Source organism: Methylobacterium sp. AC433 (assembly GCF_979253015.1).
Map to the genome: position 1 here is coordinate 168497 of NZ_CEEDBN010000007.1, position 15130 is coordinate 183626.

Below are 15130 nucleotides of genomic sequence, written 5' to 3' on the forward strand. Positions count from 1 at the left end.
CGCTGCTCCCGGCATCGCCGCCGACGCGGACGCCGAGCTTGCAAACTCATCCGAGACGTCGCTCTCAACGTCGTCCTCGATACCGGCGAAAGGAACGGCTTCGGCACGGTCCTGAGGCGTTGTTCTCGGAGAAGTCGCGGGTGGCGGCGTTCAGACCAGCGCCCCCGATTGCGCCGGTGCGGCAGCCCGCGCGGCATCCGTGCCGGGATTGGGCGGCTCCGCGGCGTCGAGTTGGCGGGCTGCGGTACCGGCGCGCCGCTCGAGGGTGACCACCGTGCGGAAGGCGAGGGTGATACCGACGAGGCCGAAGAGGACGGAACCGAAGCCAACCCCAGCAATGACACCCTTCGGACCGTAGAAATGCGCGCCGATCAGGGCCGGCGGCACGGTGCCGAGGGTGGCACGCCCCCAGTTCAGGGCAGTGGAGTAGAACGGGAATCCGAGGTTGTTGAACGAGGCGTTGGCCAGGAACAGGAGCCCGGTGAAGAACCAGACGCCTCCGCTGACCATACAGAAGAACCCGAACAGGTCCGCCGCGACGCCCTCGAGGGCGAAGAGACGGGTCAGGGGACCGGCCCCTAGGATCAGCGCGACCCAGACGACCAGCACGTAGGCGGCGGTCACCAGGGTGCCGTCGCGCAAGACGCCGCGCATCCGGTCGAAGCGGGCCGCCCCCCAGTTCTGGCCGAGGATCGGGCCGATCGAGCCCGACATGGCGAAGAGGCCACCGAAGGCCACGGGAGTGAGGCGGTCGACCACGACGTTGCCGGCCACCGCCACGGCGCCGAATTGCGCCAGCGCATGAGCGATGAACGCACTTGCCACCGATGGGGCGAGGTTCGTCAGCACCGCCGGCAGGGCGATCCGCATGACGATGGGCGCGTCGGCGATGACGTCGGTGAGGTTCGGGCGAGCGAGCATGCGATGCTGGCGCACGCCCCATAGGCCGATGACCGCGAAGGTGGCCCGGGCAAGGCAGGTGGTGATGGCCGCTCCGTCGACACCGAGGCCGGCGCCGAAGATCAGCAGCGGATCGAGACCGGCAGTGACGATAGCGCCGCCGAGGGTGACGTACATGGCCTGACGGGCGGCCCCGACCGCGCGCAGCAGGCCGGAGAACATCATCCCCGGTCCCATCAGCAGGTTGGAGGGCAGGGTGATCCAGAGGAAGCGGGTCGCCACCGGCAGGGTCTCGGCATCGGCGCCGATCCAACCGAGGAAGGTGGGCAGGAACGGGAGCATCACCAAGACGAGGAGACCGGAGACGACGATGCCCTGGATGGTGCCCGAGGTAGCGAGGCGCCGGGCTCCCTCCGCGTCACCGGCCCCGATCGCCCGCGAGACCAGCGCCCCGGCCGCGATCATCAGGCCGATATTGATGGCGATAGCAAAGAACTGGACGATGGTGGCAAAGCCCACGGCCGCTGTCAGCGTTGGATTGCCGAGCTTGGAGACGTAGAGCAGGGACAGAAAGTCGACGACGAAGATTGCCATCAGCCCGACCGAGCCGGTGGCGCTCATCGTCACCACGTGACGCAGGATCGAGCCCTCGACGAACCGCGCCGAACCGGATGTCGTCTCAGGCATCCGTGCGGGCATCCTGGTGCTCGTCGTTCTGCGCGTCCTGGCGCTCCAGGGTCCGGGTGGCGGCCTCTCTCCGCTGGGATCCGATGATGTCGCGGGTCTCGGCGTTGAGCGCGCGCGAGGGCCTCTTCGGCTCGGTCAACGGCTCCGGCTTTATCTCGTTGAGGCCGCGCGCCCAGGTCATCGCGTCCGGAAGCGCCCCCGCCTGCTGCAGCACGAGCCGGGCGACGTCGCGCTTGCGTACGTCCTCGGCGGTCGCGGCGGCCGCCTCGGCGCCGAGGCCGAGGCCTTCCAGGGTGGCACGCCCGAAGGCGAGGGCGGATTCCACCGTCTCGCGCAGCTGGAAGTCGACGTCCCGATTCATGAGTTCGACAGCGTGCATCCGGTCATAGGCCCGCACATAGGTGCGCACGCTTCCGAATTCCTCGTGCACGATATCGACGATCTTGAGCGCGGCCTCGGAGTCGTCGACACAGACGCAGACGAGTTCGGCCCGCCCAATTCCGGCGGCACGCAGCACGTCGAGGCGGGTGCCGTCACCGTAATAGATACGAAACCCGAAGCGCGCGGCGCTGCGGATCTGCTCGACGTCCTTGTCGATCACCGTGACGCTGATGCCCTCGGCGAGAAGCACCTGCGTGAGGATCTGGCCGAAGCGACCGAAGCCGATGACCAGGACGCGGGCCTCGGTACTCTCGATGGCTTCCGGCATCGCTTCGGGGCCTTCCGGGCGCCTGGCGAGCACGGCATCGAGAGCCTTCGCCGCCACCGGACCGACAAGCATGGTCAGCGCCGCGAGCGCCACCGCAAAGCGGGTGCTGGCCGGGTCGACGAGGCCGAGTTCTCCCCCTGCCGGCAGCAGCACGAAGGCGAATTCGCCGGCCGGCGCCAGGATGGCGCCGCCCCGCACCGCGTCGAGCCAGGGTGAGCCGAACAGGCGAAACAGGCCGGCCACGAGGGCGACCTTCAGCAGGATCGCGCCGGCCGTCGCACCGAGCAGGGTGGGCCATTCGGCCTTGAGCAGGCCGCCGTCGATCGACATGCCCACGCTCATGAAGAAGAGGCCGAGCAGCATGCCGCGGAACGGCTCGATATCGGCTTCGAGCTGATGGCGGAAGTTGGATTCGGCCAGCAGTACGCCGGCCAGGAACGCCCCCATCGCCATCGACAGGCCGACATGCTCCATCAGCATCGCAGTGCCGAGCACCACGAGGAGAGCGGCCGCCGTCATGACCTCGCGGGCGCCGCTGGCCGCCAGCAGACCGAAGAAGGGGTTGAGGCCGTAGCGCCCGACCAGCACCACGGCCAGGATCGCCGCGCCGACGGTGCCGGTGGATTGCAGGGCCGAGAGGAGCCAGCCGTCGCCACCGCCCGTGCCGGACGAGGCGACCAAGGGCATCAGCGCCAGGATGGCGACGACGGAGATGTCCTGGAACAGCAGCACCGCGAAGGCCCGCCCGCCATAGGGCGTTCCCATGTCACCGCGCTCCTCCAGCAACTGAAGGGCGACGGCGGTGGCCGAGAGCGCCAGCGCGATGCCGATGACGAGACTCGCCGAGGGCTTGGCGCCCATGAGGATGCCGACCCCCGCCAGGGCCGCCGAGCAGACGATCAGCTGGGCGGTGCCGAGACCGAAAATGTCCCTTCGCATCGAGACGAGCCGGGAAATCTGCAGTTCGAGACCGACGATGAAGAGCAGCAGTACGACACCGAGTTCGGCGACACTCGCGGCCGTTTCAGGCTCCGCGATCAGCGAGAAGCCGAAGGGCCCGATCACCACGCCGGCCACGAGGTAGCCGAGAACGGCACTCTGTCCGACGAGGCGGAAGATCGGCACGCCGATCACCGCCGCCGACAGGAACGTCAGCACGGGGGGAAGGAAGCTGACGTGGGTCGCGGCGCTTGCCATGAAAATCCGAGGTTGGATGGGAATCCAAGGCGGCGGAGGCCGGATCCGTTCGGAGCGATCCAAGCGTGCCAGCGGCCCCGTCTTAACCAGCGGGAGACCAGCCGTCACGTCCGTGGTGACGGGGCAGGCTCTCGCAAACACCCATGCAAGCCTCCCGCGGTGCGAATCGGCACTTTCCCAGACTCTGTCTCAGGCGCGTCGCGGCGGCCACTGACCACGCGGAACCCGGCGGCCGGCCCGGCGCTCGTCTCGGCGCCCTACCAGGAAGCTCGAAGCATCGCCTTCCAAGAGCAAGATCTCGGAATCGAGCACGTCCTGACGGACGAGGCCGATGTCCCGGAGTTCGCGGTCCGACATCACCGACAATTGCCGGACGACCCGGCGATTGATTGCGGTGCGCGACATCCCGGCGGCGGCGGCGGCCGCCCCACCCAGCAACCATGCCTTGACCGACGCCAGGGTGGTCGAGGTCCTACCATGAGCGACGGATGCAACGGGAGGAGTGGTGAAGCCGTCCATGATGCGCGTCCTTTCCTGATGCGCGTGTCGATGTCGGAACCATGCGGGCAGGCTTCTGGTCGAGACAGGGACAATCCAGTACGATATGACCGAATTGTCCGGTACGAGGAGCAGGACAGATGAAGGCCTCACCCCTGTCCGCGTCCACTTTGGTCGAGACTGTCGCGGCAGCGATCACGGAGCGGATCGCGAGCCGCCAGCTGATGCCGGGCGCTCGCCTGCCTTCCGTCCGCGCCTTCGCGGCGGCGATGGGCGTGTCGAAATCGACGGTGGTTGACGCCTACGATCGATTGGGTGCGGAGGGTGCCATCGTGGCGCGACGAGGCTCGGGTTTCTACGTGGCGGGTAAGACGCGTCCGCTCTGCCTCAAAACGGTGGGCCCGCAACTCGATCGGGCGGTGGACCCGCTCTGGATCACGCGCCAGTCCATGCAGGCCGGCCCCGACCTGGTGATGCCTGGCTCCGGCTGGCTGCCGCCCTCCTGGATGCCCGATGACGCGATCCGGCGCGGACTGCGCCAACTCGCACGCGGCTCGGAGACAAACCTCGTCTCGCACGACCAACCCCTCGGCTTCCCGCCGCTGCGCGCGCAGATCGCCCGTCGGTTGGCGGAGAGGGGGGTCGAGGCCGGGGCCGATCAGGTCGTCCTGGTCGACTCCGCGACGCAGGCCCTCGACTTGCTCTGCCGGTTTCTTCTCGAACCGGGCGACACCGTGCTGGTGGATGACCCCTGTTACTTCAACTACCACGGCCTGCTTCGCGCACAGCGCGCGCGTATCGTCGGCGTTCCGATGACACCGAACGGCCCGGACCTCAATGCTCTCGCGACTTTGCTGGCCGAGCACCGGCCGCGCTTCTACGTCATCAATTCTGCGCTCCAAAACCCGACGGGATCGACACTGGCACCGGCTATCGCGCACCGCATCCTGAAGCTGGCCGAAGTGCATGACACCCTCATCATCGAGGACGACATCTTCGGCGATTTTGAAGGTGAACCGTCCCCGCGGCTCGCGGGCTTTGACGGGCTGGAGCGCGTGATTCAGATCGGCAGCTTCTCGAAGACGCTCTCGGCGGCCGTCCGCTGCGGGTACATCGCGCTGCGCGAGGATTGGATGGAGCCCCTCATCGACCTCAAGCTCGCCATGAGCCTGGGCAACAGCTACCTGTCGGCGAGCCTCATGCACGGCCTTCTCACCGACGGGACCTACCGTCGGCACCTCTCGGAAGTGCGAGAGAAACTGGGGCGGGCGATGGCGCCGGCCCTGCGGCGGCTGGAGGGATGCGGACTGAGTGCCTGGCTGGAGCCGTCCGGCGGATTCTTCCTCTGGATGCGCTTGCCCGTCGGTGCAGATTCGGCGGACGTCGCCCGTCACGCCCTCGCGCGCGGGCTCGTTCTCGCCCCGGGGGGCGCCTTCAGCCCATCATCGCTCGGCAACAGTTTCCTGCGCTTCAACGTGGCCCAGTGTGCCGACCCGCGCATGATCCCCATGCTGGAGGCTTCCCTCGACGAATGCGCGGCGGCAACGTCCACCCAAGCGGCCTGAGGCTAATTTCCAGGGGACTTTCCGGGTCCTGCGCGCCACGCGGACCCGCTTTCATCGGACCGTGGGTGCCCGCGCAGGAGTTTTCCGCTATGACAGGTTGACAGGGGCGTCCCCGCCTCGCCACATCCCGGCTATCATGAGCGACGCGAATCTGACGACTTCCCCCGCCCCCGGCGATGCGGTCAAGCCGCCCCTGGAGATCCTGCTCTGTGCACCGCGCGGGTTCTGTGCCGGTGTCGTGCGGGCAATCGATGTAGTCGAGCGTGCCCTCGCCATCTACGGACCCCCGGTCTACGTTCGGCATGAGATCGTCCACAACAAGTACGTGGTCGAGAGCCTGAAGCGGAAGGGTGCCGTGTTCGTGCGCGAGCTCGACGAGGTTCCGGACGGCTCCGCTCCGGTGATCTTCTCGGCTCACGGCGTCGCCAAAACCGTGCCGCACAACGCGGATTCCCGCGGCCTCACCACTATCGACGCCACATGCCCGCTGGTGACCAAAGTCCACCGCGAGGCGGAGATTCACCACAAGCGCGGTCGCCACGTGCTGCTCGTCGGCCATTCCGGGCACCCCGAGGTGGTCGGCACCATGGGTCAGTTGCCGAAGGGCTCGATCACCCTGGTCGAGGATCTGGAGCAGATCGCTGCCCTGGAGCCGGAGAACCGCGACAACCTTGCCTGGGTGACGCAGACGACCCTGTCGGTTGACGACACGCACCACATTGTCGAGGCGCTGAAGAAGAAGTTCCCGACCATCACCGGTCCGCACAAGGACGACATCTGCTACGCCACCACCAACCGCCAGGAGGCGGTGAAGCAGGTGGCGCCGCTCGTCGACGCGGTCATCGTCGTCGGCTCCTCGAATTCTTCGAACTCGCAGCGCCTGCGCGAAGTCGCCGAGCGCGTTGGCTGTCCGATCACCCGTCTGGTGCTCCGCGCCGAGGAGATCGACTGGCCCGCCTTCGAAGGCATCCGCAAGCTCGGCCTCACGGCTGGCGCGTCCGCTCCGGAAGTGCTGGTGGAAGAAATCATCGATGCCTTCGCGGCTCGCTACACCGTGACGGTGGACACGGTCTCGACGGTGGTCGAGGACATGTCCTTCCCGCTGCCGCGCGAACTGCGCAGCGAGGCCGCCGAATAGGCGTGAGGCCTTCAGGAACACTAATCGTCAGCAGGGGCGCCGTTCGGCGCCCCTGTCCATTTCGTCCCCGAAAATTCAAGCGAACGTGACGTGGCTGTCTACACCGAGGTCCCCGACGCGGCGCTGACCGCCTTTCTGTCCGCCTACGACATCGGCATGCTGCTCTCCTACAAGGGCATTGCCGAAGGTGTGGAGAACACCAACTTCTACCTCCACACCACGGGTGGCTCGTTCATCCTCACGCTCTACGAGAAGCGGGTCCGGGCCGACGACCTGCCGTTCTTCCTCAACCTGATGGAGCACCTCGCCGCGCGGGGACTCGCCTGCCCGCAGCCAATCCGTGACCGCGCGGGCGTGGCGCTCGGAGAGCTCTGCGGGCGGCCCGCGGTCATCGTCACCTTCCTCGATGGCGTCTCGGTGAAGCGGCCCGGCCTGGATCATTGCCGCGCACTCGGCCGCGCCCTTGCCGGCCTGCACGCCGCTGGCGCAGATTTTGGCATGCAACGGGCCAACAACCTGTCGGTAGATGCCTGGGAACCGCTGTTCCGCCTCGCGGAACCCCAAGCGGACACCGTATCACTTGGACTCACCGACCGGGTCCTCGCCGATCTCGCCGTCCTGCAGGCCTCCTGGCCGACTGGCCTGCCATCTGGCGTGATCCACGCCGACCTCTTCACCGACAACGTATTCTTCATCGGCGATGAATTGTCGGGGCTGATCGACTTCTATTTCGCCTGTACCGACGCGTTCGCGTACGACTTGGCGATCTGTCTCAATGCTTGGTGCTTCGAGGCCGACGGCACGTTCCACCGCGACATGGGGGCGGCCCTAATCGCCGGCTACGAGGCAATCCGACCTCTCGTTCCGGCGGAGGTCTCGGCACTGCCGATCCTGTGCCGGGGAGCGGCCCTCCGCTTCATGCTGACCCGACTTGTCGACTGGCTCAACGTGCCGGCCGGCGCCTTGGTCCAGCCTAAGGATCCGCTGGAATATGACCGCCGGCTGACATTCCATCGCAGCGCGACCGATGCTCGAGACTACGGCCGGGCCGTCTCGGACCGGCGTTCCTGACTGTCTCCGCTTATCGATCGGCGATCCCTCCCGGCCTGCCTTCCGGCATCCCGGATGGTGCGGCTGAATGCCGACAGATATGCAGCATCCGCCGGCGAATGGTCAGATGACCTTGAGGAGCGCCTCAGCGCCGGAAAGCTCCGTCTTGGCCGGAGAGTCTTCTACGTTGAGAACGCGCACGACACCGTCCTCCACGAGCATGGCATAGCGCTTCGAACGGGTGCCGAGGCCGAAGCCGGCGCCGTCCATATCGAGGCCGACGGCCTTGGCGAATTCGGCATTGCCGTCGGCAAGGAACTCGAGTGCCTCGGCGCCGCTCGCCTTCTGCCACGCATCCAGCACGAACACGTCGTTGACCGAAGTGATCGCGATGGCGTCGACGCCCCGCGCCTTGATCTCGGCCTGCTTCTCCACGAAACCAGGCAGGTGATTGCGATGACAGCTCGGCGTGAATGCACCGGGCACGCCGACGAGAACGACGCGGCGGCCCTTGAACAGGTCGTCGGTGGTCTTGGCTTCCGGACCGTCCGCCCCACTCACGCGAAACGTGACCTGGGGGAGGTGGTCGCCAACCTGAATGGTCATCCGTCGTCTCCTTGAAGATCGTCGAGGCATCCGCACCAGCGGCGTCTCGGTCCTTGTCACATCGTTGCGCGCTGCCGGCACGACGTTCCGACACACGGAAAACCGTCTAGCTCGCGGGGGTTAGCCTGTCGAGGTTCGATCGTCGCAAAGCAATGGATATCGATCCGATGCCGTGCCGTGCCCTGGACAATGCGGCCTGCCCGCGTAGCATGGGTGGATGCAGTGTTCACAGGCCCGTGCGGGTGACCCCGCCTATCTCGACGGTCAGTTCCTCGTGGCGATGCCGGGCATGACGGATTCGCGCTTCGCCCGGTCGGTGATCTATCTGTGCGCGCACTCCGCCGATGGGGCGATGGGGATCATCCTCAACAAAGCCGTCTCTGACCTGAACATGCCCGATCTGCTGATTCAGCTCGACATCGCGAGCGAGACCGACGCGATCCGGCTGCGCGAGCGCGTAGGTCATATGCCGGTGCTGATGGGCGGTCCGGTGGACGCGAAGCGCGGCTTCGTGCTCCACACCGACGACTTCCACATCGATCAGTCCACGCTGATCATCGACGATGGAATCTGCCTCACGGCGACGGTGGACATCCTCCGGGCGATCGCGGCGGGAGAAGGACCGGCCAGCGCGGTCCTGGCCCTTGGCTATGCCGGCTGGCAGGCGGGCCAGCTGGAGAACGAGATCCTGGCCAACGGCTGGCTGGTCTGCCCAGCCGACCCCGACATGATCTTCCACACCGCCCTCGACGCCAAGTACGATCGCACGCTGCGCAACAACGGCATCGACCTGGCGATGCTCTCGGTCAGCGCCGGCCACGGCTGAGGATTCATGGCTATTGATCGGCGAAAGGCATGCTACCTGAATCCGGGTTCATGCCTTCGACCGGCGGTTTGCGTCGCGGGCGCGGCGGGGCCGCCGAGGCGCTCGGTGCCGCGGTGCTGGTGTTGACACCGAGGCGGGTGGCGAGAGCGAGGGCCCGCGCCTCGGTGAAGCGCAGGTTGCAAAACCCGTGCGCGCCCTCGCGGGCATAGGTTCGGCACATCTGCTCGCGATCGGAGGAGAAGGCCGCCTGCTCGGTCACGACGGGGCGGAGTTCCGGACCGCGCAGGCGCTGGCTCATCAGCTTGTAGTTCTCGCGCACTGCACGGTCGGCGCCCCCCCGTGAGGCCTCGAACTCGCCGGCCCGTGGGATGAGTGTCGCGGCGGCCGGTCCCCAGAGGCCGGTCGGTGTCGTCGCACAATCGGCTGCCGCGAAGGTGCAAACGGGACCGGAGAGCGACTGCACCAGAACGGCCCCCTCGAGCACATCGAGTCTCAGGGGACACTCGCCCCCCGAAACCTCGAACCGGCCTACGCCCTCGGGTCGCCCTTCCGACGAGAGAGGCAGCGGCGAGCCGGCGTTCAGCGGCACCTTGCAGGTCTCCACCGGCTGCGAAATCTTGTTCCCCGGCAGCACGATGCGCGCCGTGGCTCCAGTGCCCGCGCGCTCCAGCTTCAGGCTGCCGTTGAGCCCGTTGAGAAGCAATTCCTGCCCCATCACGTTGTCCTCGGACGGAGCCTTCAGAACAACGGGCTGTCGCGGAACCGGTGGCGCCCTGGGCGCCTCGACGGTGGACGGCGGGGCGGCGTCAATCGGCGCACCTGGCACCTGAGCGGGCGGAGCGCTAGGAACCCCACGCGGTGGCACGGGCGGCCTGGCCGCCCGCCCGATCCCGAACAATTCCTCGAAAAACGATTGCGCACAGGCCGGGTGCGGGACTGATGCCAGCACTGGCAGGAGAAGGAGTACGCGGATCAGACGCATCGAGACTTTCGGGCCCATTTCCGTGGAGGCGGCGGGATGCGCAGCCAAGCACGTTCACACACGACTTACCATGTGCGAACCAACCTGCCACGGCGGCGATGGTGGTTATCATCGATCAGGCTTCGGTGAGCGATGCCAGCTCCATGGGCAAGCGAACGGCCCTTAGGACGTCCGAAGGTCGCCCGAAGCCCAGGCCGATGAAGGGGATAACGCAGATCGAACGGTTCCGATGCACCTCGTCGCGGTGCATCGCCTTGCGGCGTCGCGACACCCTTCTTATATCGGCCGAGACGCGGGATTAAGACCCGGCTCTGCACCGTTCCGGGGTGCGAACCGGTGCCCAAACCCGTTCTCACACAATCAGTTTTGTACAGCCATGGGCCGAGCTGCTTCGGGGCTCGGCGGTCTGCTTGACCAAACGACAACAGAGGGATCCCACCATGGGTAAGGTAATCGGTATCGACCTCGGCACCACCAATTCCTGCGTGGCCGTCATGGAAGGCACGCAGCCCAAGGTCGTCGAGAATTCGGAAGGCGCGCGCACCACGCCGTCCATCGTCGCGTTCACCGACGAAGGCGAGCGTCTCGTCGGCCAGCCGGCCAAGCGTCAGGCGGTCACGAACCCAGAGCGCACCTTCTTCGCGATCAAGCGTCTCGTCGGTCGCACCTACGACGATCCGATGACGCAGAAGGACAAGGGTCTCGTCCCCTACAAGATCGTCCGTGGCGACAACGGCGATGCCTGGGTCGAGGCTGACGGTAAGAAATATTCCCCCTCCCAGATCTCCGCCTTCACTCTGCAGAAGATGAAGGAGACGGCCGAGGCGCATCTCGGCCAGCCGGTGACGCAGGCGGTCATCACGGTACCCGCCTACTTCAATGACGCTCAGCGCCAAGCAACCAAGGATGCCGGCAAGATCGCCGGCCTCGAAGTGCTGCGCATCATCAACGAGCCGACCGCGGCCGCGCTCGCCTATGGCCTCGACAAGAAGAAGGCCGGCACCATCGCGGTCTACGACCTCGGCGGCGGCACCTTCGACGTCTCGATCCTCGAGATCGGCGACGGCGTGTTCGAGGTGAAGTCCACCAATGGCGACACCTTCCTCGGCGGCGAGGACTTCGACAACCGCGTGGTCGAGTACCTGACGAGCGAGTTCAAGCGCGAGCAGGGTATCGACCTGACGAAGGACAAGCTTGCTCTCCAGCGCCTCAAAGAGGCCGCTGAGAAGGCAAAGATCGAGCTGTCCTCGGCGACGCAGACCGAGATTAACCTGCCGTACATCACGGCCGATGCAACGGGCCCGAAGCATCTCGCGCTCAAGCTCAGCCGTGCCAAGTTCGAATCCCTGGTGGACGATCTGGTTCAGCGCACGATCGAGCCTTGCCGCAAGGCGCTCAAGGACGCCGGCGTCTCGGCTTCCGAGATCGATGAGGTGGTTCTGGTCGGCGGCATGATCCGCATGCCGAAGATCCAGGAAGTCGTGAAGTCCTTCTTCGGCAAGGAGCCCCACAAGGGCGTCAACCCGGATGAGGTCGTTGCCATCGGCGCAGCGGTCCAGGCCGGCGTGCTCCAGGGCGACGTCAAGGACGTACTGCTCCTCGACGTGACCCCGCTCTCGCTCGGCATCGAGACGCTGGGCGGCGTATTCACCCGGCTGATCGATCGCAACACCACGATCCCGACGAAGAAGTCCCAGACCTTCTCGACGGCGGAAGACAACCAGAACGCGGTCACCATCCGGGTCTTCCAGGGTGAGCGCGAAATGGCGGCCGACAACAAGCTGCTCGGTCAATTCGACCTAATGGGCATTCCGCCGGCCCCGCGAGGCATGCCGCAGATCGAGGTGACTTTCGACATCGACGCCAACGGTATCGTGAACGTGACGGCCAAGGACAAGGCGACGAACAAGGAGCACCAGATCCGCATCCAGGCTTCCGGCGGCTTGTCGGATGCCGACATCGAGCGGATGGTCAAGGACGCCGAGGCGAATGCCGAGGCGGACAAGAAGCGGCGTGATCTCGTCGAGGTGAAGAACCAGGGCGAAAGCCTGATCCACGCCACTGAGAAGTCGGTCAAGGAGTACGGTGACAAGGTCTCGGCCGACGACAAGGGCGCCATCGAGACCGCGATCACGGCACTCCGCACGGCCCTTGACGGAGACGACGTGGAGGTCATCAAGGCACGCACTACTGACGTGATGCAGGCCTCGATGAAGCTCGGTGAGGCGATGTACGCCGCCAATCAGGCCGGTGAGGCGGGCGCCGAAGCCGGTGCTGGCGAGGCGAAGAAGGACGATGTTATCGACGCCGATTTCCAGGAAGTCGATGACAAGGACCAGAAGAAGCGGGCATAACGCCTGCATCTGAGGACGGGGCCGGAGCGATCCGGCCCCGTGCTATGTCCGGCTGGCGCCATGGGCGGAGCCGAGCGGGTATCAAGAGCACCGCGTGTGACGAGGACGGCGCGATCTCGTCGGATCGGCGCGCCGGTGGACTTTGAGGACGGGAATGTCGAAGCGGGACTATTACGAGATCCTGGGCGTCTCCAAGACCGCGACCGACGGCGAGATGAAAGTCGCCTTCCGCAAGCTCGCCATGACCTACCACCCCGATCGGAATCCGGGGAATGCGGAGGCGGAGCTCAAGTTCAAGGAAATCAACGAGGCCTATCAGTGCCTCTCAGACGGACAGAAGCGCGCCGCCTACGACCGCTTCGGCCACGCCGCCTTCCAGCAGGGTGGCGCCGGCGGCCCCGGATTCGGCAACGAGTTCGGCGACTTCATGTCGGACATCTTCGACAACTTCTTCGGCGACGGTCGGGCCGGCGCTGCTCCCGGGCGCGGCGGGACACGTGGAGGCCCGACCCGCGAGCGCGGCGCGGACCTGCGCTACAATCTCGAGATCTCCCTGGAAGAGGCCTTCAGTGGCAAGGCCGAGACCATCAAGATGGCCACCTCGGTCACCTGCGAGGTCTGCTCGGGCTCGGGAGCCAAGGCCGGATCCAAGCCGCGTCCATGCCAGACCTGTGGCGGCTACGGCCGCGTCCGCGCGGCGCAAGGCTTCTTCGCGATCGAGCGAACCTGTCCGAACTGCCACGGTCGTGGTGAAATGATCGACGATCCCTGTGGCGCCTGCAGCGGCGCGGGCCGGGTGACGCGCGAGCGCACCTTGTCGATTAACGTTCCGGCCGGTGTCGATGATGGCCTGCGCATTCGCTTGGCTGGGGAGGGCGAGACGGGCCTCCGCGGAGGCCCGGCGGGAGATCTCTACGTCTTCCTCTCGATCAAGCCGCACGAGTTCTTCCAGCGCGACGGGGCCGATCTGTTCTGCCGCGTCCCGATCTCGATGGTGACCGCGGCGCTATCGGGCGAGATCACCGTGCCGGTCATCGACGGCTCGCAGACCCAGGTCCGCATCCCCGCTGGGACCCAGACCGCGAAGCAGTTCCGCATCAAGGGGAAGGGCATGCCGGTGCTGCGCTCGCGTGATGTGGGCGACCTCTACATCCAGGTCTTCGTCGAGACTCCGCAGAACCTCTCGAAGCGCCAGCGCGAACTGCTTCAGGAGTTCGATCAGTCGGCCTCTGACGAGAACCACCCAGAGAGCGCGGGCTTCTTCTCCAAGGTCAAGGACTTCTTCGATGGGCTCGGTGGAGCGGCCAGGACGTAGACTTGCAATATCCTGCGGATCAAAATTCGTTCGGCCACGGTTATCGCATGTGGCGGTCTGGCACCGCTTGCGCGATCCTTGTGAGCGCTGGGGCGTGTTCGAGTGTTGCAAGCTTGACTGCCGGAGAGCTTCGTCGTCTAGCCTTTCCTTCCCAACCCGTGATCTGAGGACATAGGGTCTTGCCGCCGCTACGCCGCTCCAGCGCAAAAGCCGACCTCGCCTCCGGTGCCAGCCGTACGAAGCGGGACCCGCTGGAGGACGAGGCTCGCTTCCTGCGTTCTTGGTTCGAGCGGCCCCTCGTTACAGGGGCCGTAACGCCGTCGGGCAAGATGCTTGCCCGCACGATGGCTTCCTATGTCGATCCGCGCGTCGGTGGACCCGTGATTGAACTCGGTCCTGGGACTGGCCCCGTCACCGAGGCCTTGATCCGTCGCGGCATTGAGCAGGAGCGTTTGATCCTGGTCGAGTACAATCCCGACTTCTGCAAGCTGCTGCAGAAACGCTTTCCCCGAGCCACCATCCTGCGGGGCGACGCCTACAACATTCGCGAGACCTTCGGCGCGATGCTGACGGAGAAGGCGGCGGCAATCGTCTCGAGTCTGCCGCTGTTCACGAAGCCGCTGGAACAGCGCCTCGATCTCCTGAACGCTGCCCACGAGATGATGCATCCGAGCGCGCCCTTCGTGCAATTCACCTACGCCGTAGTTCCGCCGATCCCAGCACGTTGCGATGCCGGCACCTATACCGCCAGCCGCTCGAACCGGGTCTGGCTCAACCTGCCGCCGGCCCGCGTCTGGGTCTATCGGCGGCCATAAGCGCAACAGGGCTTTCCCGAACGCAGGCTGAAGGACGCCATCAGGCCCGGTTCAGTGCTGCCCTCCTATTCATGATCCGAGGGGTGCCATTCGCCTTCGCGATCGCAACAGGAGTTTCACGATGCCCACTTCACGCCCAGCCTCCTATCGGGGACTGAAGGCCCTGTTCGTCGCGATGAGCCTCGCCGGCGGTTTCGCAGCGACCACGGCGCAGTCCGCGCCCCTGGCCGCGCCCCTCCATGGCGATCCGCAGAGCGTCGTCACATCTGTCCAGTATTGGGGTGGCCACCGCGACTGGGGCCATCACCGGCACCATCATCACGATCACGGCTATGGCCACCATCGCCGCCATCACGGCTGGGGTCACCGCCATCACGGCTGGGATCATCACCGTGGCTGGGACCGGCACCACCATCACCACCATCATCACCGTGGACACGGCCGCTACGACTACTGAGCGCCACGGTCGTGGCGCTCGGGGCTCGGGG

Annotated in this window: 13 protein-coding genes; 8 read left to right on the forward strand and 5 right to left on the reverse strand. The window is 66.2% G+C overall.

All coding sequences use genetic code 11. The annotated features are described in order from the left end of the window. Positions 1-150: 150 nt before the first annotated feature. The 3 genes from AC0IWM_RS12825 to AC0IWM_RS12835 form a co-directional block, all read right to left on the reverse strand. Positions 151-1587, reverse strand: a complete 1437-nt coding sequence (locus AC0IWM_RS12825) for an MATE family efflux transporter (RefSeq protein WP_471755498.1) — start codon at positions 1585-1587, stop codon at positions 151-153. Beyond that, a complete protein-coding gene (locus tag AC0IWM_RS12830; RefSeq protein ID WP_471755500.1) occupies positions 1580-3493 on the reverse strand; it encodes a monovalent cation:proton antiporter-2 (CPA2) family protein in 1914 nt (637 codons plus the stop codon). The genes AC0IWM_RS12825 and AC0IWM_RS12830 overlap by 8 nt, the downstream gene beginning before the upstream one ends. 189 nt (positions 3494-3682) lie before the next feature. Then, complete coding sequence (locus tag AC0IWM_RS12835) at positions 3683-4012, reverse strand: DUF1127 domain-containing protein (protein ID WP_471755502.1); 330 nt, start codon at positions 4010-4012, stop codon at positions 3683-3685. Positions 4013-4131: 119 nt separating this feature from the next. On the opposite strand from AC0IWM_RS12835, the gene AC0IWM_RS12840 reads away from it, so the two are divergent. From AC0IWM_RS12840 to thrB, 3 genes are all read left to right on the forward strand, one after another. Further along, a complete protein-coding gene (locus tag AC0IWM_RS12840; RefSeq protein ID WP_471755504.1) occupies positions 4132-5556 on the forward strand; it encodes an aminotransferase-like domain-containing protein in 1425 nt (474 codons plus the stop codon). A 136-nt stretch (positions 5557-5692) separates the two neighbouring features. Then, positions 5693-6694, forward strand: coding sequence for a 4-hydroxy-3-methylbut-2-enyl diphosphate reductase (ispH, locus tag AC0IWM_RS12845; RefSeq protein ID WP_447676056.1), 1002 nt, complete (start codon positions 5693-5695; stop codon positions 6692-6694). 90 nt (positions 6695-6784) lie between these two features. Then, positions 6785-7765 carry a homoserine kinase gene (thrB, locus tag AC0IWM_RS12850; RefSeq protein WP_471755506.1) on the forward strand — a complete coding sequence of 327 codons (981 nt, stop codon included), beginning with the start codon at positions 6785-6787 and terminating at the stop codon, positions 7763-7765. 102 nt (positions 7766-7867) lie between these two features. Here thrB and AC0IWM_RS12855 read toward each other — a convergent pair whose 3' ends face one another. Further along, positions 7868-8350, reverse strand: a complete 483-nt coding sequence (locus AC0IWM_RS12855; protein ID WP_471755508.1) for a redoxin family protein — start codon at positions 8348-8350, stop codon at positions 7868-7870. 217 nt (positions 8351-8567) lie between these two features. Between AC0IWM_RS12855 and AC0IWM_RS12860 the strand changes: the two genes are divergently transcribed. Then, positions 8568-9176: a YqgE/AlgH family protein gene (locus AC0IWM_RS12860; protein ID WP_471755510.1), complete on the forward strand. Its 609-nt coding sequence runs from the start codon at positions 8568-8570 to the stop codon at positions 9174-9176. 10 nt (positions 9177-9186) lie between these two features. Here the strand turns inward: AC0IWM_RS12860 and AC0IWM_RS12865 are convergent, their stop codons facing one another. Beyond that, positions 9187-10158, reverse strand: a complete 972-nt coding sequence (locus AC0IWM_RS12865) for a hypothetical protein (RefSeq protein WP_471755512.1) — start codon at positions 10156-10158, stop codon at positions 9187-9189. Positions 10159-10598: 440 nt separating this feature from the next. On the opposite strand from AC0IWM_RS12865, the gene dnaK reads away from it, so the two are divergent. The 4 genes from dnaK (at position 10599) to AC0IWM_RS12885 (ending at position 15099) form a co-directional block, all read left to right on the forward strand. After that, positions 10599-12512, forward strand: coding sequence for a molecular chaperone DnaK (dnaK, locus tag AC0IWM_RS12870; RefSeq protein ID WP_471755626.1), 1914 nt, complete (start codon positions 10599-10601; stop codon positions 12510-12512). A 154-nt stretch (positions 12513-12666) separates the two neighbouring features. Beyond that, positions 12667-13827, forward strand: a complete 1161-nt coding sequence (dnaJ, locus tag AC0IWM_RS12875; protein ID WP_471755514.1) for a molecular chaperone DnaJ — start codon at positions 12667-12669, stop codon at positions 13825-13827. Between the two features lie 179 nt (positions 13828-14006). Further along, positions 14007-14642 (forward strand): class I SAM-dependent methyltransferase, encoded by a 636-nt coding sequence (locus AC0IWM_RS12880; RefSeq protein ID WP_471755516.1) that lies wholly within the window; start codon positions 14007-14009, stop codon positions 14640-14642. A gap of 121 nt (positions 14643-14763) precedes the next feature. Beyond that, the gene (locus tag AC0IWM_RS12885) at positions 14764-15099 is read left to right on the forward strand and encodes a hypothetical protein (protein ID WP_471755518.1); all 336 of its coding nucleotides are present in this window, start codon (positions 14764-14766) and stop codon (positions 15097-15099) included. Positions 15100-15130 lie beyond the last annotated feature (31 nt).

Coding starts and splice junctions, on each gene's coding strand:
- AC0IWM_RS12865 (WP_471755512.1), bottom strand. CDS start 10,158: ATGCGTCTGATCCGCGTACTCCTTCTCCTGCCAGTGCTGGCATCAGTC.
- dnaK (WP_471755626.1), top strand. CDS start 10,599: ATGGGTAAGGTAATCGGTATCGACCTCGGCACCACCAATTCCTGCGTG.
- AC0IWM_RS12840 (WP_471755504.1), top strand. CDS start 4,132: ATGAAGGCCTCACCCCTGTCCGCGTCCACTTTGGTCGAGACTGTCGCG.
- AC0IWM_RS12855 (WP_471755508.1), bottom strand. CDS start 8,350: ATGACCATTCAGGTTGGCGACCACCTCCCCCAGGTCACGTTTCGCGTG.
- dnaJ (WP_471755514.1), top strand. CDS start 12,667: ATGTCGAAGCGGGACTATTACGAGATCCTGGGCGTCTCCAAGACCGCG.
- AC0IWM_RS12885 (WP_471755518.1), top strand. CDS start 14,764: ATGCCCACTTCACGCCCAGCCTCCTATCGGGGACTGAAGGCCCTGTTC.
- AC0IWM_RS12860 (WP_471755510.1), top strand. CDS start 8,568: ATGCAGTGTTCACAGGCCCGTGCGGGTGACCCCGCCTATCTCGACGGT.
- AC0IWM_RS12825 (WP_471755498.1), bottom strand. CDS start 1,587: ATGCCTGAGACGACATCCGGTTCGGCGCGGTTCGTCGAGGGCTCGATC.
- AC0IWM_RS12835 (WP_471755502.1), bottom strand. CDS start 4,012: ATGGACGGCTTCACCACTCCTCCCGTTGCATCCGTCGCTCATGGTAGG.
- ispH (WP_447676056.1), top strand. CDS start 5,693: ATGAGCGACGCGAATCTGACGACTTCCCCCGCCCCCGGCGATGCGGTC.
- AC0IWM_RS12830 (WP_471755500.1), bottom strand. CDS start 3,493: ATGGCAAGCGCCGCGACCCACGTCAGCTTCCTTCCCCCCGTGCTGACG.